The 19575-nt window shown below is 74.1% G+C and carries 16 protein-coding genes and 2 pseudogenes; 6 read left to right on the forward strand and 12 right to left on the reverse strand.

All coding sequences use genetic code 11. The features are described 5' to 3' along the window. Window positions 1–26: 26 nt before the first annotated feature. Entirely contained in the window at window positions 27–1499 is a 1473-nt protein-coding gene (locus J7E94_RS35680) for an ATP-grasp domain-containing protein (RefSeq protein ID WP_215015722.1), read from the reverse strand. Between the two features lie 294 nt (window positions 1500–1793). On the opposite strand from J7E94_RS35680, the gene J7E94_RS14865 reads away from it, so the two are divergent. Then, a complete protein-coding gene (locus J7E94_RS14865) occupies window positions 1794–3479 on the forward strand; it encodes a glycoside hydrolase family 26 protein (protein ID WP_215015724.1) in 1686 nt (561 codons plus the stop codon). Between the two features lie 5 nt (window positions 3480–3484). Here J7E94_RS14865 and J7E94_RS14870 read toward each other — a convergent pair whose 3' ends face one another. The 9 genes and pseudogenes from J7E94_RS14870 to J7E94_RS14910 form a co-directional block, all read right to left on the reverse strand. Further along, on the reverse strand, window positions 3485–4627 hold the full coding sequence (locus J7E94_RS14870) for a GNAT family N-acetyltransferase (RefSeq protein WP_215015726.1): 1143 nt from the start codon (window positions 4625–4627) through the stop codon (window positions 3485–3487). Then, window positions 4624–5421, reverse strand: a complete 798-nt coding sequence (locus J7E94_RS14875) for a YveK family protein (RefSeq protein WP_215015728.1) — start codon at window positions 5419–5421, stop codon at window positions 4624–4626. Before J7E94_RS14875 ends, J7E94_RS14870 begins: the two co-directional genes overlap by 4 nt. A gap of 322 nt (window positions 5422–5743) precedes the next feature. Beyond that, window positions 5744–6871 (reverse strand): annotated as a pseudogene (locus J7E94_RS14880) (glycosyltransferase); the annotation flags it as partial. Next, the gene (locus J7E94_RS14885; protein ID WP_215015729.1) at window positions 6868–7644 is read right to left on the reverse strand and encodes a polysaccharide deacetylase family protein; all 777 of its coding nucleotides are present in this window, start codon (window positions 7642–7644) and stop codon (window positions 6868–6870) included. The gene J7E94_RS14885 and the pseudogene J7E94_RS14880, both read right to left, overlap by 4 nt. Then, the gene (locus J7E94_RS14890) at window positions 7634–10036 is read right to left on the reverse strand and encodes a lipid II flippase MurJ (protein ID WP_374224442.1); all 2403 of its coding nucleotides are present in this window, start codon (window positions 10034–10036) and stop codon (window positions 7634–7636) included. Before J7E94_RS14890 ends, J7E94_RS14885 begins: the two co-directional genes overlap by 11 nt. After that, complete coding sequence (locus J7E94_RS14895; protein WP_251056681.1) at window positions 10033–11493, reverse strand: O-antigen ligase; 1461 nt, start codon at window positions 11491–11493, stop codon at window positions 10033–10035. Before J7E94_RS14895 ends, J7E94_RS14890 begins: the two co-directional genes overlap by 4 nt. Then, a complete protein-coding gene (locus tag J7E94_RS14900; protein WP_251056682.1) occupies window positions 11493–13037 on the reverse strand; it encodes an exopolysaccharide biosynthesis polyprenyl glycosylphosphotransferase in 1545 nt (514 codons plus the stop codon). Before J7E94_RS14900 ends, J7E94_RS14895 begins: the two co-directional genes overlap by 1 nt. Continuing rightward, window positions 13034–14221 (reverse strand): glycosyltransferase, encoded by a 1188-nt coding sequence (locus tag J7E94_RS14905; RefSeq protein ID WP_308345065.1) that lies wholly within the window; start codon window positions 14219–14221, stop codon window positions 13034–13036. Before J7E94_RS14905 ends, J7E94_RS14900 begins: the two co-directional genes overlap by 4 nt. A 19-nt stretch (window positions 14222–14240) precedes the next feature. After that, entirely contained in the window at window positions 14241–15338 is a 1098-nt protein-coding gene (locus tag J7E94_RS14910) for a DUF3344 domain-containing protein (RefSeq protein ID WP_251056683.1), read from the reverse strand. Window positions 15339–15522: 184 nt separating this feature from the next. On the opposite strand from J7E94_RS14910, the pseudogene J7E94_RS14915 reads away from it, so the two are divergent. The 5 genes and pseudogenes from J7E94_RS14915 (at window position 15523) to J7E94_RS14935 (ending at window position 18541) form a co-directional block, all read left to right on the forward strand. Continuing rightward, window positions 15523–15758: pseudogene (locus tag J7E94_RS14915) on the forward strand (chaplin). A 118-nt stretch (window positions 15759–15876) separates the two neighbouring features. Next, the gene (locus J7E94_RS14920) at window positions 15877–16287 is read left to right on the forward strand and encodes a rodlin (protein ID WP_215015732.1); all 411 of its coding nucleotides are present in this window, start codon (window positions 15877–15879) and stop codon (window positions 16285–16287) included. Between the two features lie 235 nt (window positions 16288–16522). Further along, window positions 16523–16759, forward strand: a complete 237-nt coding sequence (locus tag J7E94_RS14925; protein ID WP_215015733.1) for a chaplin — start codon at window positions 16523–16525, stop codon at window positions 16757–16759. A gap of 121 nt (window positions 16760–16880) precedes the next feature. Then, window positions 16881–18008, forward strand: a complete 1128-nt coding sequence (locus J7E94_RS35405; RefSeq protein ID WP_215015734.1) for a chaplin — start codon at window positions 16881–16883, stop codon at window positions 18006–18008. Between the two features lie 188 nt (window positions 18009–18196). Further along, on the forward strand, window positions 18197–18541 hold the full coding sequence (locus J7E94_RS14935) for a hypothetical protein (RefSeq protein ID WP_215015736.1): 345 nt from the start codon (window positions 18197–18199) through the stop codon (window positions 18539–18541). Window positions 18542–18646: 105 nt separating this feature from the next. On the opposite strand, the gene J7E94_RS14940 is transcribed toward J7E94_RS14935, so the two are convergent. Both J7E94_RS14940 and J7E94_RS14945 read right to left on the reverse strand, forming a co-directional pair. Beyond that, window positions 18647–18886, reverse strand: a complete 240-nt coding sequence (locus J7E94_RS14940) for a chaplin (RefSeq protein WP_215015738.1) — start codon at window positions 18884–18886, stop codon at window positions 18647–18649. Window positions 18887–19030: 144 nt separating this feature from the next. After that, window positions 19031–19483 (reverse strand): hypothetical protein, encoded by a 453-nt coding sequence (locus J7E94_RS14945; protein WP_215015740.1) that lies wholly within the window; start codon window positions 19481–19483, stop codon window positions 19031–19033. Window positions 19484–19575 lie beyond the last annotated feature (92 nt).

The raw sequence follows: 19575 nt of genomic DNA on the forward strand, positions 1-19575 counted from the left end.
CTGCGTATTCGGACCGGTCGGTGTCGCTACCGGGTGACCAGCTCGTCCGGGGCCGCCGGGGCCTCCGGCGGAGCGGGGCGCGAGGTCCCGCCTGCCAGGGCGGCGGACTGCTGCTCCCCGCCGCGCTGGCGGGGGGTGTGCGCCGAGGCCTTGGCCGCGCGCAGCCCGTTCGCCTGGGCGGGGACGCCCCGCAGGGCGCGCGCGCCCTTGCCGAACCCGCGGCCGAGAAAGGCGCCGAGCATGGCCAGGAAGGGCAGCAGGTCGTCGGCGGCGAACCAGGCCGTCTCCACCCGGCCCTGCTCCCCCGCCGGCCCCCACCCGGCCCGGACCCACCGGGTCGGCCCGGCCGGGCCGGCCTCGGCGGCGCGGCCGCTTCCGGCCGCCTCGGCAGAGGCCGGACCCGCGGCCGGATCCGGACCCGCGGTCCGGTCGGGAGCCGCGGTCCGGTCAGGAGCCGCGGTCCGGTCGGGACCCGCGCCGGCCGCGCCCGGTGCGCTCCGCTGGGCGGCCACCGCAGGGGCTGCCGGCGCCGCCGGGCAGGCCGCCGGGCCCGCCGCCGGGCGGCGCGGCAGGGAGCCGCCCCGGACCGCCGCCAGGAGCGCGTAGTTCTCGGCGACGAACACCCGGCCCGGCCCGCCCGACGGCTCCGGGACCCGCTGGCCCGTCAGATCCAGGTACATCGCCTGTACGACGTCCAGCCCGGCCGCGTCCGTGAACAGCCGGAACTGCGCCCCCGGCCGGGGGTTGAAGTCCACCAGCCGGAAGGTGCCGCGCTCGTCGCGTCGGAAGTCCAGGTCCAGGATCCCCTGGTAGCCGAGGCGTTCGGCCAGGAGCAGCCCCGCCTCCTCCACCGCCGGATCCGGCAGCCAGCGCCCCACCGCAGTCAGCCCCGTCCGCACCGGCCAGGACAGCTCCTTGCGGCCCGATCCCGTGAGCAGCGGACGCCCGCCCCGGCCGAAGGCGCCGTGGAAGAACCAGTCCGTGTCCGGCCCGGCCGGCAGGAACCGCTGGAGCAGCAGCCGGCTCCCGGCCTCGGCGGAGCGCTCGTACAGCCGGCGCGCCTCGGCGGCGGTGTGCACCAGCGTGGTGCTCCGCAGCCCGGCGCCCCCGGCCGGCAGCAGCCAGGGCCGGCTCCACTTGGCGACCACGGGCAGGCCGAGCCGCCAGGCGGCCTCCGCCGCCTCGGCCCCGCTCGCCGGGACGACGGTCTCCGGGTGCGGGATGTCCCAGCGCGCGCAGAGCCGGGACAGCTCCGCCTTGTCCGCCACCCGGGCGGGCAGATTGTCGGGCTGATGGGGGATCCGGTATCGGTCCGTCAGCATCGGCGCGACCCGGGACACCGCGATCGCACTCAGATCGTCCATGGCAACGAGCACGGCCGGCCTGCCGATCCGCTCCGAGACCCCGGTCAGGCACTCCAGGAGCGCCTCCGGCGCCTCGGGGTCCAGCCCGCCGTCCGGCCCCGAATGCAGGGCGTGCAGATAGCGCGAACGCCCCATGGGACCTCCCCCGGCCTCGACGACGGCATGGACCTCCACGCCCTTGCGGCCAAGGGATCTGACGGCGCCAAGGGTTCCGTGGTGGAACGGATTGCGATCGAGTCTGAGCAGAACTGCGGGCACATGGTTGAGATACGCGTGCATGGCAACGGTGTCTTTCACCTAGTCGGACCAAGCGGGGAGGGTGCGCAGATGCGAATGGCCTAGGAAGCTGTCACCGGACAGGCCAATCGTCAGATCTGATGCCTAACGTCTTTGGTAAGCACACCGATTCAGGAAAGCTCGGGAGACGCCATGCCCAGACCACACCGCCGACTGGCGAGCACCTGCATCGGTACGGTCGCGGCCGGACTGCTCGCGACCGGCGCCGCGCTCGCCGCACCCGGCAAGGACCTGCCCCAGGACTCGGACATCGCCATGGGCGCCTATCTCGGCTACGGCCCGCCCGGGGTGGCCCGCATCCCGCGCCTGTCGCGCTGGCTGGGCGGCAAGGAGATCCGGGTCGGACACACCTACCTCCCCGGCGACAGGTGGGAGGGCATCGAGGGCAAGGTCGACTTCCTGGAGGACTGGGCGGAGTGGCGGCAGGCCGAGGACGACCGGATTTTCGTCCTCAACGTACCCATGCAAGCCAGGAACGAGGGTCGGGTGCCCGACCACCAGGTGGCCCGGCTGATCCGGGCCGGTGCGGCGGGCCACTTCGACCGGCACTTCAGGAGGCTCGCCGAACGGCTGGTGTCGCTGGGCGTCCCGGACACGGTGATCGTGCTCGGCTGGGAGATGAACGGCGTCACCTACACCCACCGCTGCGGGCCGGATCCGGAGAACTGGAAGGCGTACTGGAGGCGCGTCGTCCACACGATGCGCGCGGTCCCCGGACAGGAGTTCAAGTTCGACTTCGCCCCGAACAGGGGTAGGGACGCGATCGGCTGGACCAAGTGCTACCCCGGCGATGACGTGGTCGACATCATCGGCATGGATTCGTACGACCAGGCTCCCGGGCGGAGCTTCGACGACCAGATCACCCAGCCGTACGGGCTCCAGGCCCATGTCGACTTCGCGAAAGCACACGGCAAGCCGATCTCCTACCCGGAGTGGGGGCTGTTCCGGCGCGGGGACAATCCCGAGTACGTGCGGCGCATGCTGAAGTGGATCGCGCAGCACAAGCCGATCTACCACACCATCACCGACTACTGCCCGCACGGCGTGTGGCAGTGCAAGGAGAACCCCGAGTCCGCGAAGGTCTTCCGCGACGCGCTGGTCCCCGAGAAGCCCGGACCGGTGATCCCGACCCCGGTGGTGCCCACGCCCGTGGTCCCGACCCCCGTGGTCCCGACCCCCGTGGTGCCCACGCCGGTCGTACCCACGCCGGTCGTCCCAACGCCGCAGATCCCGACGCCCGAGATCCCGAGCCCTCAGGTCCCGAGCCCTCAGGTCCCGACGCCGCAGATCCCGAGCCCTCAGGTCCCGACGCCCGGGATCCCCAAGCCCTCGCCCGAGGCCCCGGCCCCGGTGAGCCCGACCCCCGAAACCCCCAGCCCTGGGGTGAGCCCGAGTCCGCTCGTCCCCTCGCCGCAGGTGCCGCTGCCGGTGACCCCGAGCCCCGAGGCACCGCTGCCGGTGACCCCGAGTCCGGTGGTCCCCACACCGGAGGTCCCGGACACGCCGAGCCCCGAGGCCCCGCTCCCGGTGACCCCGAGTCCCGTCGTCCCCCGCCCCGAGGTCCCGAAGCCGAAGCCGACGCCCTCGCCCGTGGCGCCGAGCCCGAGCCCCCTGGTGCCGAAGCCCGAGCCCACGCCCACGCCCACGCCGACCCCGACGCCCGCACCGACGCAGCCCGCGCCGGCGGACCCGCCGGTCAACCCCAAGCAGTGGTGCATCCCGCTCAGCTTCGGCGAGTGGCTCTCCAAGCTCGTCGGCAAGCAGTCGGTCTGCGTACAGATCGACTGGGGCAAGGCCTCCGGCTTCTGGCCCTTCTAGACGGGTCATCGCACCCGCAGTTCGTTGAGCCGCGCCCGCCAGTCCCTGGCGGCCGGCAGCGCCTCCCGCAGCGCGTCCACCGCCCGCTCGCGCCCCGTCACCTGCGACTCGTGCAGCCGCAGCAGGGGCGCGAGCGCCGTCGTGGCCAGCAGGAACCGCCGGTTGACCACCGTCTCGGGCCGCCAGTGGTTCTTGTACGGCTCGTTGCCGCGCAGGAAGCTCACCACCGGCCGGCCCTCCGCAAGCGCCCGCCCGGCCTCGTAGCGCAGCAGCAGCGTCGCCACGTCCACCTTGCGCGTGCGCAGGTCCGGGTCGGCCCCGTACAGGTAGCCGCCGCTCAGCCCGGCCGAGAGCAGGGTGACGTTGGCCGCCACCACCTTCCCGTCCAGCCGGAACTCCGTCAGCCGGCCCTCCCCGGCCCGCACCATCCGCCGGGTGGCCCGGGTCAGGTGCTCGGCGAAGCGGGGCCTGAGGTGCTCGGGGGTCACCCCGCGGCCGCGCCACTGCTTCTCGTGGAGGCGCAGCAGGGACCGTACGGCACGCGGCACCTCCTCCTCGGTGACCTCGTGCTCCTCGATCCCCGCGGCGTCGGTCTTGCGGAGCTTGGCCCGGACCCGCTGGGCGCCAGAGGCCGGCATCCGCTTGACCAGCTCGTCGAAGGGCAGCGCGGGCAGCTCCATGCAGGTGGAGTCGGCCAGCTGCGTGCCGACACCGGGCCAGAGCTTGGCGAGCTGCTCGACGGCGGCCCCGGGGCGGACCTCGCGCAGGTCGACGACCGCGCCCCGGGCGGCCCGGTGCAGCCCGCGGGCCAGCGCCGGGACGACCTGTTCGGCGTGCTCCGCAGGCACGAGCACGTCGAAGTAGTCGGTGATGTTGCCGCCCAGCGGCACCAGCAGCGGGAGCGGCCGGTGTACGAGCATCAGCGCGGCCGCGCCGACCAGTTCCTCGCCGCGGCGCACGAGGACGAGCCGGAGCCGGCCGTCCTTCCCGTACGACAGCCACCAGGAGTGCAGCCAGGCGTGGCTCTGGAAGGGGGTGGCGGTGGGACAGCTGCGGAGGAGCCGGTTCCACGGCTCCTCCAGCGCGGCGAACTGCCGGGGGTCGCGGCACAGCGTCACCGACAGGGCCCCGGCGGAGCCCGACGTCATCGCACCGACTCCTTCTCCTTGGTCTCGGTGTGCTCACCCTGGGCGGGGAGCGAGGCGTACTCCTCGACCGCGGTCCCGCGCCCCTCGTCCACCTCCGCCACCGCCTCGGGAGCCGCCTCCTGCGGCTTGCGGCGGCCGGGGCGGGCGAGCAGCCAGAGCCCGCCGAGCAGGCCGCCGGCGCACATGCCGACAGCGCCGCTGAGGGGGGCGGACGGGGAGGCCGGGTCGGTCGGCGCGACGGCCTGGTTGAAGAGGAGCAGCTGTACGCCGGTGTTCTTGGCGGCCTGGTTGCTGCTCAGCGACAGGGCGTCGGCGACCGCGTTGGCGATGTCGGCGGCCTCGGCGGGGCTGGTCGAGGTACCGGTGATGGCGATCATCGGGGACTCGGGCGAGGTCTCGGCCCGCACCTGGGACCGCAGCTGCTGGGCGCTGATGCCGGCGCGGGGCTGGGCATAGGCGAGAGTGGAGCTGCTGGTGGCGATACGGGCGTACGCCTGGGCGAAGCCGAGGGCGGTGGCGGGCTCGGTGGTGTCGTCCGGCACGGCGACGACGAAGCTGGTGGCGGCGTACTCGGGGGTCTTGAGCACCCCGTACGCCCCGCCTGCGACGAGTCCGAGCAGCGCGCAGGCGGGCAGCGGCCACCAGGCGGGCGGCACCGGCCGCCGCCGAGCGCGGCGCGACCTCCTCTTGGGGATCCTCTCCTCACCCCTCTCCTCTCGCCTCTCCTCTCGCCTCTCCTCGCTCCTCTTCTCGGTCTTCTTCTCGGTCTTCTTCTGATCGGCGGTGTCAGCCATGAGCGTGCTCGCTTCCTGGGTGGAGGGAGTTGTTGGTCGGATCCGGAACCCCCGGCGGGTGGGGCGGCGCGGCTCCGCCCCCGGGGCTCCGCCCCGGCCCCCGCGCCTCAAACGCCGGCGAGGCTGAAACCCCCGCCCCCTGCTCTCCCGGGGCGCGGTCGTCGCGAGCCACATGCAGCTCCGCCGACAGACCCAGCCCCGCCGGCGTTTGAGGCGCGGGGTCTGGGACGGAGCCCCAGCAGGCCCGGGCGGAGCCCGGCTCGGCCCGCCCCGCCGCCTTGCGCTCGGCATCCGGCGCCGCCAGTGCGGGGCCCCGGGGGGTGCGTTCCGGTGGGGAGGAGAGGGCCAGGTCGTAGACGTCCAGCAGCTGGCGCGCGCTGCGCGCGATGTCATAGCGGCGCACCACCGGCGGCGGCGGCAGCCGCCTGGCGCCCGCCTCCATGTGCCCGCGCAGGGCCGCCACCAGCTCCTCCGTGCCGGTGCCGATCCGGCGGGCCCCCGGGGCCTGGGCCGCCGGCAGGTCGTCGATCGCCGGGCACGTCACGTGCAGGACCGGGAGTCCCGCGGCCAGGGCTTCGACGACCGCCAGCCCGAACGCCTCCTCCCGCGACGGGGACACGAAGACGTCCATGGCGGCCAGCAGCGCCGGGATCCCCGGCGTACGCCCGTCCGCGCTGTCGCCCAGCGGATCCCGCTCCCCCAGCAGGTGGATCCGGTTCTGCGCGCCGAGCTCCGCCGCCAGGGCGCGGAGGAAGGCGCGCTCGGGCCCGTCCCCCGCCAGCAGCAGGTGCGCCCCCGGCAGCGCCGCGACCGCCCGCACCAGCACGTCGAACCGCTTGCCCGGGACCAGCCGCCCGACCCCGCCGACCACGAAGGCCCGCTCCGGCAGCCCGGTCCGGGCCCGGGTGGCCCGCCGTGCGCCCTCGTCGAAGCGGAAGCGGGCGGCCTCGATCCCGTTCGGGACGACGTGCACCCGCGCCGCCGGCACCCCCCACCCCACCAGCCGGGCCGCCACGGTGTCCGAGACGGCCACCGTCGCCGCCCCCAGCCGCTCGCTCGCCAGGTACAGGGCCCGGACTCCGCCCGACAGCGCCCGCCCCTCGATCTCGCCCTCACCGAGGGAGTGTTCGGTGGCCACGGCCGCCCCGGCGCCCGCGAGCCGGGCCGCGAGGCGCCCGTACACGCAGGCCCGGTACAGGTGGGTGTGCACGAGGTCGTAGCGGCCGCGCCGGATGAACGTCACCAGCCGGGGCAGCGCCCCCAGGTCCCGGTTGCCGCGCATGCCCAGGTGCACGACCCGCACCCCGTCGGCGCGCAGCCCCTCGGCCACCGGCCCGGGGTTGGTCAGCGTCAGCACGTCGCACCGCATGGGCATGTGCCGCAGCAGCAGCCGCAGCTGCTGCTCGGCGCCGCCGACCCCGAGGCCGGTGATGATGTGCAGGGCTTTCACGTGCGCACCCCCCGCCGCAGCTCCCGCACCTGGTGCCGCAGCTGCTTGACGCGCAGCCGGGCGCCCCCGTCGGCCTGGCTGACGTGTGTACGGGGCAGGGCGTACGGGCCCGCGAGCCGCCCGGGGTCGATGGCGCAGGCGTACCCGTAGCCGGCGTCCCGGGTGGCGGCGACGACCCGGGCGTCGAGGTGCCCGTACGGGTAGCAGAAGCCCTCGGGCAGCGTCCCGGTCAGCTCGCGCAGCAGGTCGCGGCTGCCCCGCAGCTCCTGCTGGAGCACGTCGTCGGCGGCCGCCCTGAGGTCCTGGTGGAGCAGCCCGTGCGAGCCGATCTCCTGCCCGGCCCCGGCGACTTCGCGGATGCCCTCGGCGGTGAGCAGGGACTTGCGGGGGCCCAGCGGGTCCCAGACGTTGTCCACGCCGAGCCGCCCGGGCAGGACGAAGAGGGTGGCGGTGCAGTCGTAGCGGTCCAGCAGCGGGAGCGCGTGGGTGAGGAAGTCGGTGTAGCCGTCGTCGAAGGTCAGCCCGACCAGCCCGGCCCCGCGCCCGGCCGCGCGGGCTCTGAGCAGTTCGCCGACCGACACCCCGCGCAGGCGGCGCGAGCGCAGCCACAGCAGCTGGTCCTCCAGCGTGCGGGGGGTGACGGTGATCCCGTACGGGTCCTCGGCGGGGTCGGTGAACTCGGCGACCGAGTGGTACATCAGGACCCACGGCGATGCGGCTCGGCGGGCGGGGGCCATCACGGCGGCGGGCGCCGAGTCGGTGTCAGCGGTCATTGCGGAACCTCTGCGTGAACTGGGAGGAGAACCGGGCGATCTGGCCGGGCAGGGCGGTGACTTCCAGGGCGCGTATGGCCATGCCGGTGGCGCCGAACATGGCGGGGACCAGCAGGCAGCCGAGGGCGGCGCTGAGCGTCGGGTCGGCAATCTTCGGCCCGGCGATCCAGCCGGTGCCGCAGGCGGCGGCCGCGGAGACGGCGAGCCGGCCGATGCTCACGGCGACCTGGCGGACCTGGATGGCGATGATCCGCGAGCCGAGGCCGGTGAGCAGGAGGGCGGCGGTGGTGGAGATCCCGGCGGCGTTGGCGGCGGCGATGCCGTAGATGCCCCACCAGCCGACGGCGAGGGCTCCGGCCACGATGTTGACGAGGAGCCCGGCGCCCATCGCGCACGCCGGGAACCAGGTGGGCCGGGCGGTGGAGAAGAAGGGCCGGGACAGCGCCCCGACGAGGCAGTGGCCGAGGAGTCCGATGCCGTAGACCCGCATGACGGAGGCCGTGGCGAGGGTGTCCGTGTGGGTGAAGGCACCGCGTTCGAAGAGGACCTGGATGATCTGGGGCGCGTAGCCGATGACGAGGGCGGTGCCCATGAGGACGGCGAGGGCGGCGAGGGCGAGGTCCCGCTCGACGCGGCGCCGGGCCTTCTCCCGCTCCCCGCCGGCCATGGCCTGGGCCACGACCGGGAAGGTGACGGTGCAGATCATCAGCGACAGCACCATCGGCATCTGCGCGACCTTCTGCGCGTAGTTCAGGTGGGAGATCGCCCCGGGCGGGAGCGAGGCGGCCAGGAACCGCTCCACCAGGACCTGCGACTGCCGGAAGACCGCGAAGAAGATGACGGGGGCGATGACCCCGAAGGCGATCAGGGTGGGCCGGTCGCGGTCGCGCTGGCTGCGCGGGGCGCCCATGGGGCCTGTCTCCCGGATCAGGCCGGGCCCGCGGTGCCTGGCGCGCACGCCGGCTGATCCGGCCTGATCCGAGAGACAGACCCTGGCCCGGGGCGGGCCGAAGCCCACGTTCCGGATGAAGGCGGGCAGTTGGACGAGCACCATCAGCAGCCCGCCGACGGCGACGCCCGCGGCGGCGGCCCGCACGCCCCACAGGGCGTGGAGGGCCACCATCGTCCCGATGATGCCGATGTTGTACGAGACGTAGATCGCGGCGGGCGGCACGAAGGAGCGGTGCGCTCGCAGCGCGGCGCTGAAGTACCCGGCGAGCCCGAAGGAGAGCACGGTCAGCGCTGTCATACGGGTGCACTGGACGGCCAGCGCGGGGTCGGGCAGGCCGGGGGCGAGGACCGCGACGACGGCCGGGGCGGCCACGATGAGGACGGAGGCCACGGCGGCCAGGAGCACGGCGAGCCGCGGCAGGGTCGCCCCGACGAGCAGCCGTACGGGGTCCTGCGCGCGGGCCTCCTTGCGGGTGAGGCCGGCCCGGGCGGCGGCCCGCCGGGCCAGCGCCTGGCTGAAGGCGGGCACCATCAGCAGCGCCATGGCGTCCTCGATGAGCAGCGTCGAGGCCATCTCGGGCACGGTCCAGGCGATCAGGAAGGCGTCGCTGTCGTGCCCGGCCCCGAAGAGGTGCGCGATGGTCTGGTCCCGGACCAGCCCGAACACCGCCCCGGCGGCGGTCAGTCCGGCTGTGACGGCGGCGGCCTTGGCCAGGAACCGCCCGAGCGGAGCGCTCCCGGCGGCCACACCGGCCCCCGGGCCATCACCGGCCCGGCGGAGCCCGGCCCCGCCGGCCACCGTCCCGGCCCCGCCGGCCACCGTCCCGGCCCCGCCGGCCACCGTCCCGGCCCCGCCGGCCACCGTCCCGGTGCCTCCGGCCGCCGTCCCGGACGTTTCGGCGAAGCCGGACGCCGGCCCTCCGGCCCGGCCGCCCGCTGCCCGCCCGCCCGCAGCCCGCGCCGCCACGCGCACGCTCCTGCGCTCCCCCGCGGCCGGAACCTGACCGGGGGACCCGCCGATCAGGCTCCGGGCGCCGCCCGCGGGTCCCCGCCCCGGGACGGCGCCGACCACGAATCCGGGGTCCCCGGTTGCCGGAGCCCGGCCGGGCAGGACCGGCCCCCGGGAGACCGGTCCCGGACGCGGCTCCGCCGAGGCGGCGATCCGGCCCGGCCAAGGGGCCTTCGGCACGGCCGGTTCGCCTCCCGGAAGGGGCGCCGCAGCGCTGGAGTTCCACTCGGGCGCGACCACGGCGACGAACCCGGGGTCCGGCGGAACCGGGGGGCGGCCGGGCAGGGCGGGGCCCCGGGCCGGGCCCGTGGACGGGCCCGTGGTCGGATCCGGCATGGTGCCGGCGTCGGCGGGGCCGCCCGGGACGCGGGCGGGGCCCGCCCCGGCCGGAGGGGCGGAGGCGGGCCGCCGCCAGGGCGTGGTGTCCGTCACCGGCCGCTCGAACCCTCAGGGACCGGGCCCCGTACACGCGCGCCGGAGGCAGCCCCGGCACCCACCGGGGACCCGGCCCGCACACCCGCACCCACGCCGGAGGCGACCCGTACAGCCGGCCCGGAGGCGCCCGCGTCCGCCCGTGACGGGAGGGCCCACCACGCCGCCAGGCCGATGATCACCCCGGTCAGGACGGTGGACGGGCCGCCGATGTCCGCGTAGAGGAAGTCGGTCAGCTGCCAGACGAACAGGCCGGTCGCCACCAGGCCGCAGTCCCTGACGGAGCCGGCCGCGCCGGACGCGTACCGGCGCAGCCCCGCCACCAGCAGCGCCGCCCAGCCGCCCGCCAGCGCGGTCAGCCCGATCAGCCCCTGCTCGCTCAGGATCAGCAGGTACATGTTGTGCGGCGAGAGCAGCGGCTGGCGGAGGTACGCCTGCCCCGCGCCCGCGGTGTCGCTGCCGGAGGAGAGCCCCAGCGAGGAGTGTCCGTCTCGGTGGGCCGGGAAGCCCTTCAGCCCGACCCCCGCCGCCGGCCGCTCGCGCCACATCGACTCGGCGGCGGCCCACATCGTGTAGCGGTCGGTCACCGACTGGTCGGGGGCGCTGGAGACCTGCGTGATGGAGGTCAGCCGCTCCGCCACCATCTCGGAGCCGACCCCCAGGCCGCCCACCAGGACCACCCCGGCGGCGGTGAGCACGAGCAGCACCTTCAGGGCCCGCCGGATCCCGGCCAGGCTCATCACCAGCACCACCGCGCCGAGGGTGGCGATCCAGGCGCCCCGGCTGAAGGACAGCACGAGCGGCACCGCCAGCACGAGCGCCGACGTCCCGGCGATCCGCCGGACCCGCTGCGGCAGCCCCGGCGCCAGCGCGACGGCCGTCGCCACCACCAGCCCGTACGCCACGACCGTGGCCATGCCCATGACGTCACCGGGACCGAAGGTGCCCACGGCCCGGATGTCCGCGCCCTGGTACGAGGCCCCCGTGTGGGTCGCGTACTGCACGACCCCCACCGCGCCCTGCGCCAGCGCGAGCACCACGAAGCACCCGGCGGCGATCCGGAACTCCCCCGCGTCGCGCACCAGCAGCACCACCGCCGCCGGGACCAGCACGAAGACCTGGAGGTAGCGCACGAAACCCGGCAGGGCGGCGTACGGATCCCCCGCGGTCGTCGTCGCCACCGCGAGCCCGACGGCGGGCAGGCCGAGCACGAGCACACCCAGCGGGGTGAGCTCCCGCACCCGGCCGCGCAGCGCCTGCACCGCGCAGACGAAGACCAGCAGCAGCGAGGCCGCGTCGGCCGGGCCGACCTTCCCGGAGGCGGTGGCGTCCCCGGCCGGGAGCGGGGCGAGCAGGAAGAGGACGGTCGCGGCGAGCGGGAGCAACGGCCAGTGCCTGCGCAGCAGGCCCGGCACATCGGGCCGGCGGGCCCGGTTCACGGATACGGCAAGGCTCATCAGCTGCCCCCCAGCCGGAAGCGGAAGAAGGAGGCCGCGGTGCGGGCGAGGATGCACAGGTCCTGCCACAGCGACCAGGTGTCGATGTAGTGGTTGTCGAAGCGGGCCCGGTCCTCGATGGAGGTGTCCCCGCGCAGGCCGTTGATCTGGGCCAGGCCGGTGATGCCGACGGGCATCCGGTGCCGGGCCTCGTATCCGGGGTGGACGGTGGTGAACTTGGCGACGAAGAAGGGACGTTCGGGGCGCGGGCCGACCAGGCTCATGTCACCCCGTACGACGTTCCACAGCTGCGGCAGCTCGTCCAGCGAGGACTTGCGCAGGAAGGCGCCGACGCGGCTCATCCCGCGGTCGCCGGCGACCGTCCACCGGGTGGCGGACTCGTGCTCGTCGGCGCGCAGCGTGCGGAACTTCAGCAGGGTGAAGGGGCGCCCGTACAGGCCGACCCGCTCCTGCCGGAAGATCACCCCGGGGCCGTCGCAGATCCGTACGGCCAGCGCGCACGCGGCCATCACGGGCGCGGCGGCCACCAGCGCGACGAACGCGAGCATGGCGTCGAGGCCGCGCTTGGCCCAGCGTTCGAGGGGCCGCGCCGGGCGGGGCAGCAGCGGCTGGACGGCGTACCCCCACAGCTGGTCGTCGGGGTGCGCCACGCGCATGCCGGTGACCTTGGCGGTGCCGGCCGGGTCGGCGAGCCAGAGCCGGCAGCCGTGGTCGTGGAAGAGCCGGACCAGGGAGGCGGTGCGCTCGTCGGCCTCGGGCGGGCGGGTGAACACCGCGTGGCGCACGGAGTTCTGGATGACCGCCCGCCGGATGTCCTCGTGGGTGGCGAGCACCGGCATGGCGCCGGTGTCGGCGCCGTCGGCGGCGTGGTTCTCGACGGGCGCGGCGAGCCCGACGGGGCGCAGCCCGTACTCCGGCCGGCCGTGCAGGGCGGCGGCGACCGCGGCCGCCCCGGCGCCGGGTCCGACGACGAGGGCGGAGGCGGGGCTGCGGACGGCGGTGCGGCGGCGGAGCCGGTTGACGAATCCGCGTCCCGCGCAGGTCAGTACGACCTGCAGGCACACGGCGGTGAGCAGCACGCTCCAGCCCAGGGCCCGGCCCGGATCCACGGCGGCCACGACCGCGCCGGTCCCGCACCACAGGACGGCGGCCCGCCCGGCCAGCGCGGGCAGTTCGAGGAGGGCCGAGGGCGCCAGCCGCGGCCGGTAGAGCCCGGCCTGCGCGTGCAGCGCGGCAAGCAGGACGGCCAGGGGCGCGGCGGCGGCGCCCGGCAGGGCTCCTCCGGGCAGGGCCGTCGCGGTGAGTACGGCGGCCAGGCCGTCGGCAGTGAGCAGCGGGAGCAGCCCCGCCGTGTACCGGTGGCGGCGGCCCCGCCCTGCGCGTACGGCGGGCCGGGCCTGATCGGCCCTGGGCCCGCGCGGGGGGTGGATGGCGGTCGCGGAACGGCGGGCTCCGCTGAGTGGCGCGGGCGCGAAGGCGCTGCCGCCGGGGTGCCCCGTGCCGCCCTGCGCGGTGTGCCGGGCGGGTGCGCTGTCCATCGTCATCGGCTGATGCGCTCCTGGTTCAAGGGCCGGGGCCTGCCCAGCAGTTCGTGGTACAGACCGGTGACCGCGTCCGTGGTCCGCCGCACGTCGAAGTCGGTCCGGGCGTGTTGCCTGGCCTGCTCCCCGAGTTCGGCGAGCAGCCGCGGTTCGGCCAGCAGCCGTCCCAGGGCCTTGGCCAGCGCCGTCGGGTCCTCCGGCGGTACGAGGCACAGCCGTCCCTGGCCGGGCGGCAGGCTCTCCCGCGCACCGCTGACGTCGGAGACCAGGACCGGGCGCCCGCAGGCCATGGCTTCGAGCGGGGCGAGCGCCATGCCTTCCCACCGCGACGGCAGTACAACGAGATCGGCGGCCCGAAGCCACGGTCGGATGTCGGAGGCGGCGCCCGCGAAGAGCACCCCGGGCGGTGCGGCGCCGCGCAGCCGTTCGGTGTCGGGGCCGTCGCCGACGAGGGCCAGACGGGCGCCGGGGACGGCGCCCAGCACCTCCGGCCAGGCCTGCAGCAGGAGGTCCTGCCCCTTCTGGAGGCAGACGCGGCCCACGCAGACGGCGAGCGGCCCGTCGCCCCGGAAGGCCGCGGGCAGCGGCAGTGCGGCGCGCGCCCGGGCCTTGTCCTGACCGGGGTCGGGGCCGCCGGGCCGGAAGTGGTCGAGGTCCACGCCGTTGCGGATCACCGACCAGCGGGCGGCGATCCCCTCGGACTCGCCGGCGCGGCGTTCGGCCTCGCTGACGCAGAGCACCCGGTCGGCCCAGCGGGCGCCGTACCTCTCCCAGCGCAGTGCGAGTGCGGCGGTGGTTCCGCCGACGGCGTCGAAGGACCAGGCGTGGGGCTGGAAGACGGTGGGTACGGAGCCGCGCGCGGCGAGCCGGCCGGCCAGCCCGGCCTTGGCGCTGTGCGCGTGCAGGAGGTCGGGGCGGACCCGTCGGAGCAGCCGCCGGGCGCCGATCACCTCGGCGGGCAGCCCGGGCCCGGGGGCCCGTCCGGCGCGCCAGGTGAGCACCTCGGCGCCGGCTGCGCGGGCGGCGTCGGCGAGTATGCCGCCGTCCGGGCAGCCGACGACGGCGCGCAGGCCCGCCGCGGACTGTGCGCGGACGAGGTCGACGACGACGCGGGCGACACCGCCCTCGACGGGCTGGGTGAGATGGAGGACGGTCGTGGGCTGTACGGCCCCATGCTGTGTGGGCACGAGCAGTGGTCTCCTGCTTTCAGCGGCGCGCGTCTGTCTGAACGAAGAACACACCGAGGAAATGGCCCTGGCCTTCACCCGTGAACCTGAAACTCAGACTGCGGGCGCCGTCGGACAGGGCGGGACTCAGATCGAACACGTCAGCGTCATATCCGAGATTGTTCATATAATCGGGTTGCCGTACGGACGCTTGATGACCGAATTCCGTGATCGTGGAATTCATGACATCATTGAAAGGATTTTCAGCATCACTGAGGCTGACCCGGCGGCCACTGTCGGCCGTCACGGTGAGTGAGTCACCGAGGGTGCCCCGGTCGCCGTCGTAGGCGACCACCCCGACCCGCCCCGCGGACCCGGCCGGGGCGTCCAGGCCGTCGAGCTCGACCAGCCCGTCACCGGTGCCCGGGCGGCCGGCGAGCCGCTCGAAGCCGTCCCACAGCGAGATCCGGCGCACCGGCTCCTGCGGGTGCTCGTAGGCGACGACCAGCGTCCAGCCGCCCCAGGCCCCCACCTCGGAGTGGCCCATGGCGATGTTCAGCTGGGCCACCGTCCACATCCCGGCGCCGCCCTTGCGCACCAGCGGGGTCACGTCGGCCGAGGCCTGATAGGCATCGCTGCCCGCGTCCGAGCGGTGGCCCATCACCGTGTCGGCGGCGACCTCCTGGTACGCGCCGCCCGGCTCGGCGACCAGCACCCGGCCGTTGTCCTCGGGCGGCTTCTGCTCGCCCACCCGCAGATTCCCGCCCCAGTAGAGCCGGGCGTACGAGACCTTCGCGCCCTGCGGGACCTTGAGTTCGGCCCGGGTGGAGTTGTAGGTGTCCGGGTCATCGTCGACCTCGCTGTAGAACATCTCGAAGTCGCCGTTCACCCCGGCCGCACCCCTTTTGACGGCGGCGCACGGCTCCGCCTCCGGGGACTCCTCCCGGCGGCAGCTGATGCCGGAGTTGGAGGCGCGCACCAGCCCGCCGTGCTGCATGGCCTGGTAGCGCTGCGTGAACGGAAGGCGGGGAAATTCTTTGGGAGCCGGTGGCGCGGCGACCGCCGCGGGAACGTTCCCGGAAAGTGCGAGGCAGGACAGCAGACCGAGCGTGCCGAGGATTCTGCGGGAGGAACCCATGACCCTGTCACCATTTTCGATCAAGGGGACAAAACAGGAGTGAACTTTGTCAGAAATCAGGCTGGAAATCACGTCGGACTCGCCTGTACGGCCTTTTGGGCGATAGCGCGCACCCCGGAAGCGGGCGGGTCGTTATGAGGTGCACCGCTTGTTCGAACCGAAAGGAAAAACGGAGATGGAGAAGATGCTGCTCCGCAGCACCACCCTGGCCGTCGCAGGCGCCGCCATGCTGATGGGCGGCGCGGGCCTCGCCTCCGCGGACGGCGGCGCGACGGCGTTGCGGCCGGGTCCCCCGGCGTCCTGAGCGGCAACCTGGTCCAGGTTCCCGTCGACATCCCGGTGAACGTGTGCGGCAACACCGTGAACATCCTCATCGGCGTGCTGAACCCCGCGTTCGGCAACACCTGCGTGAACGCCTGAGCGTCAACCACGCCGTCCGAAACGGCGGCATCCGAGTGAAGTCACGCAACCCCAACCGGTGGCGGGACGTTGAGACGGGTGCAGCAGTACCGGGCAATCTTGCAAAAAAGGGACGACAATGATCAAGAAGTTGATGGCCACGGCAGCGGTTGCGACCTCGGTCGTGGGCATGGGTGCCGCCATGGCGCCGCAGGCGATGGCCATCGGGAACGACGAAGGCATCACGACCGTGAACGGCAACGGCGCCTCGCAGATCTACGGCAACCAGTCCACCTACGGCAACATGAGCCCGCAGATGGCGCTGATCCAGGGCTCCTTCAACAAGCCCTGCATCGCCCTGCCCGCCAAGGCCAACGTGCAGTCCGTGGTCGGCCTGCTCAACATCGGTGTCCAGGACGTCCCGATCCTGTCGAACCCCCAGAACCAGCAGTGCACCGAGAACTCCACCCAGGCCAAGGGCGACGAGGCTCTCTCGCACATCCTCGACAACATCCCGGTCCTCTCCGGCAACGTGTCCCAGGGCAGCTGATCCGAAGGCCCGCGCCGGCGAGGCCGCCGCACCTCCGGGTCGCGGCGGCCTCGCCGCATGTAAAGACCGGCTGCGGCCCTTCGAATAGCGGGACAAATCCGCCGGGCACCCCGAATTTGCTCAGGGCGTTGGGGTGAATTACCGGCCGGCCGCCGAAATGCGCGGTTTCTTTTTGCCGGGCCGCTCGTTGTTATTTCTGCAGTGGATACGCCCCTGCGGGAAGGATTGAATTCAAATGAAGTACAACAAGGCAGTGGTGCTGGCCGCCGGCGCTCTGATGGCCGCGGGTGCCGCCTCCCCCGCCATGGCCGACGCGGTTGCCGAGGGCGCGGCCGTGGGTTCCCCGGGTGTCCTCTCCGGCAACCTCATCCAGGTCCCGGTGCACGTGCCCGTGAACGTCTGCGGCAACACCGTGAACATCCTCGTCGGGGTGCTGAACCCCGCGTTCGGCAACGTCTGCATCAACGACTGACCCAGCGCTTGTGCCCGCAAGGGCAGACCTCCTCGGGGTGGCCTCGGAGTGCACGGCGGTGCACTCCGGGGCCACCTTCGATTCAGCACCGGCGTCCGTGCCGGCAGACAGGGAAGGACCCATGCGACAGGTACTGAGCCGACAGGTACTGGGCAAGGGGATGCTCACGGCGGCGGCCGCGTCGAGCCTGCTCTCGATCGCGACCGGCGCGGCCTACGCACACTCAGGAGCGACGGCCGAAGCCTCGCATTCGCCGGGCGTACTGGCCGGCAACAGCGTCTCGGTACCGGTCACCTTCGCCCCGAACGTGTGCGGCAACAGTGTGGACGGCGGTGCGGCGCTCAACCCCGCGATGGGGAACACGTGCGTCAATTCGACCGGTTCGCACACCGACGACGGCTACGACTACGGGCGCTACCTCAGCCCCGAGAACGCCCAGGCCTTCGAGCGCTACCTGGAAGAGCGCGACGGCCGCCACTCGGTGCCGGAGCAGCGCCAGGAGGAACCGCCCCACCAGGGCGGCTACGGCGGCCCCGGTGAGGAACACCCCGACGAGCAGTCCCCCGAGCAGTCCCGGGAACAGCCCCGGGAGGAGCCGCAGGAGGAGCCGCGGCACCAGGGCGGCGGAGACCACCAGGACGGCTACGGCGGTCCGGGCGGGGAGCAGGGCGGAGAACAGGGCGAGGAGGAGTGCGACGACCACCCCGGGTCGGCGCCGCCCCCGCCGGCCCAGCACGCGCCCCCGGCGCCGGAGCGGCCCCACCCGCAGCCGGAGCCCCGCCCGGCCCCGCTGCCCGCCCCGGCCCCGGCCCCCGTCGAGGAGGCACCCGCGCCGCCTCTGGAGGAGCAGCCCGCCCCCGCCCCGGTCGAGGAGGCACCCGTAACGCTGCCGGCCCCGTCGCCCGCGCCGGAGGCTCCCGCCCCCGTCGGGGACGACGCTCCCGCGCCCCGGCCGCCGCACGGCAGCCGGCCCGTGGAACACCCGGCGCCCGCCCCGGCCGACCAGCCCCCGGCGGCTCCCGCCGGTGACGTCCCGATCCACCTGCCCCCGGCGCGCCTCCCCGCTCCGGCGCCGGCCCCGGCTCCCGCGCCCGTCCCGGCGCAGCAGCCGCAGGCCCCCGCGCCGGCGCACGTGACCGGGCCCATGCTGGCCGAGACCGGTGCGGGACAGTCGGCGGCCGCGGCGGTCCTCGCCTCGGCCCTGATCCTGGGCGGCGCGATTCTGTACCGGCGGTCGCGTATCGCCTGACCGGTTACCGGTAATCAGAAGAAATATCGGCCGGAGAATCCCTTGTCGGATTCTCCGGCCGCTGTCATGCCGCCGTTCCCCACCGCGCGAGCGCGTTTCCGTAGCGAAGGGGAATCGTTAACCAGGGCGAAAGCGGCGCGACGGTCGCCGCTGACGCCTCTGTCCACGAAAAGAAGAGGATTTCGATAATGAAGCTCACGAAGGTCGCCGCTGTCGTCGCCGGATCCGTCGCCGCCCTCGGTGCCTCGGCTCCCGCCTTCGCGGCCGAGGCCCAGCCCCCGATGCCGCCCATGAGCCTGACCGGCGGGGTGACGCAGACCCTGGACTCCATGGTTCCGATCACCGACCAGCTCCCGCAGACCGTGGGCGCCGGGCTGGCCGAGCAGGGCGAGGGCGTCAACAAGGTCGTGGGCACCGTCCAGAAGCTCAACAAGGTCCGCAACGACGTCCCGGGCGAGGTGCTCAGCCTCGCCAACGGCGTCACCCAGGCCTCCCCGATGCTCGGCGGCGTGCACCTCAACGGCGGCGCCTGACGGCTGAGCCCCTCCCGCGCGCCGCGCGAAGGGGCACCGGGACAGCAAAAACTGTGGGCGCCACCGGCGAGGCCGGGGCGCCCACAGTCGGGTGTGCAGCCGACGTCAGTCGTTGATGCAGACGTTGCCGAACGCCGGGTTCAGCAGGCCGACGACGTTGACCGAGTTGCCGCACACGTTGATCGGGATGTGGATCGGGACCTGGATCAGGTTGCCGGAGAGGACACCGGGGGAACCCACGGCCGCGCCCTTGGCCGTCGCGTCGGCGACGGCGGAGCCGGCGGCACCGGCCGCGGCGAGACCGGCGGTGGCCAGGACCAGGGCGGCCTTCTTGGCAGAGTTCATGGGAAGTGCACCTTCTGTTCGATGTTCTGCCCCGATGCGGGGCTCACATCCAGCGAAACGGTCCAGCTTCCCCGGCGACACGGGTTGGTCCGCGATCAGACCTGTTCAGCTCAATCGCCGTAACCCCGGTACCACCCAATGCCGTTACGAAGAGCCGCTCTTCGCTTCCGGGAGGCCGGGGATCTCGAAGTCCGGAATCTCGAAGTCCGGGATCTCGGGGATCTCCGGCACCAGTTCCACCGGCGCGGCCGGATCGGGCAGCGTGGGCGGTACGAGCGGCGGCAGCTTCGGGATCTCCACACCGGGGATCTCCGGGAGGTCCACCCCGGGGATCTCCGGCAGCTTGATCTCGGGGAGCTTGATCTCCGGGATGTTGATGGGCGGCAGGCTGATGCCCGGCGGAAGCAGCGCCTTGATCTGGTCGAGGATGCTCTTGATGAGGTCGTCGACTGGGCCGGCGGCCGCGGCCGCCTTGGCGGGCGCCGCACGGGATCCGTCGTCGAGGGCGCTCGCGGGGGCCGCCGCGCCGGTCAGTATGGCGACGGCGAGCGCCGAGGGGACAAGGAGGCGGGCGCGAGACGGCTTCGTGCGGTGCATGGGGGTTCCTTTGCGTGGGGACACACAGCGGACCCGAGCGGTCCGCTCCTTACTCACCGTGCGAACACCTTTGACGGAGCGCAACACGATCT

It is taken from the genome of Streptomyces sp. ISL-94 (assembly GCF_018614075.1).
Lineage (GTDB): Bacteria > Actinomycetota > Actinomycetes > Streptomycetales > Streptomycetaceae > Streptomyces.

What these genes read in the sequence shown, in the direction of transcription:
- J7E94_RS14900 (WP_251056682.1), bottom strand. Translation starts at nt 13,037, where the DNA reads ATGACGATGGACAGCGCACCCGCCCGGCACACCGCGCAGGGCGGCACG.
- J7E94_RS14870 (WP_215015726.1), bottom strand. Translation starts at nt 4,627, where the DNA reads ATGACGTCGGGCTCCGCCGGGGCCCTGTCGGTGACGCTGTGCCGCGAC.
- J7E94_RS14920 (WP_215015732.1), top strand. Translation starts at nt 15,877, where the DNA reads ATGATCAAGAAGTTGATGGCCACGGCAGCGGTTGCGACCTCGGTCGTG.
- J7E94_RS14935 (WP_215015736.1), top strand. Translation starts at nt 18,197, where the DNA reads ATGAAGCTCACGAAGGTCGCCGCTGTCGTCGCCGGATCCGTCGCCGCC.
- J7E94_RS35680 (WP_215015722.1), bottom strand. Translation starts at nt 1,499, where the DNA reads ATGGGGCGTTCGCGCTATCTGCACGCCCTGCATTCGGGGCCGGACGGC.
- J7E94_RS14925 (WP_215015733.1), top strand. Translation starts at nt 16,523, where the DNA reads ATGAAGTACAACAAGGCAGTGGTGCTGGCCGCCGGCGCTCTGATGGCC.
- J7E94_RS14940 (WP_215015738.1), bottom strand. Translation starts at nt 18,886, where the DNA reads ATGAACTCTGCCAAGAAGGCCGCCCTGGTCCTGGCCACCGCCGGTCTC.
- J7E94_RS35405 (WP_215015734.1), top strand. Translation starts at nt 16,881, where the DNA reads ATGCGACAGGTACTGAGCCGACAGGTACTGGGCAAGGGGATGCTCACG.
- J7E94_RS14865 (WP_215015724.1), top strand. Translation starts at nt 1,794, where the DNA reads ATGCCCAGACCACACCGCCGACTGGCGAGCACCTGCATCGGTACGGTC.
- J7E94_RS14885 (WP_215015729.1), bottom strand. Translation starts at nt 7,644, where the DNA reads ATGACCGCTGACACCGACTCGGCGCCCGCCGCCGTGATGGCCCCCGCC.
- J7E94_RS14910 (WP_251056683.1), bottom strand. Translation starts at nt 15,338, where the DNA reads ATGGGTTCCTCCCGCAGAATCCTCGGCACGCTCGGTCTGCTGTCCTGC.
- J7E94_RS14875 (WP_215015728.1), bottom strand. Translation starts at nt 5,421, where the DNA reads ATGGCTGACACCGCCGATCAGAAGAAGACCGAGAAGAAGACCGAGAAG.
- J7E94_RS14945 (WP_215015740.1), bottom strand. Translation starts at nt 19,483, where the DNA reads ATGCACCGCACGAAGCCGTCTCGCGCCCGCCTCCTTGTCCCCTCGGCG.
- J7E94_RS14895 (WP_251056681.1), bottom strand. Translation starts at nt 11,493, where the DNA reads ATGAGCCTTGCCGTATCCGTGAACCGGGCCCGCCGGCCCGATGTGCCG.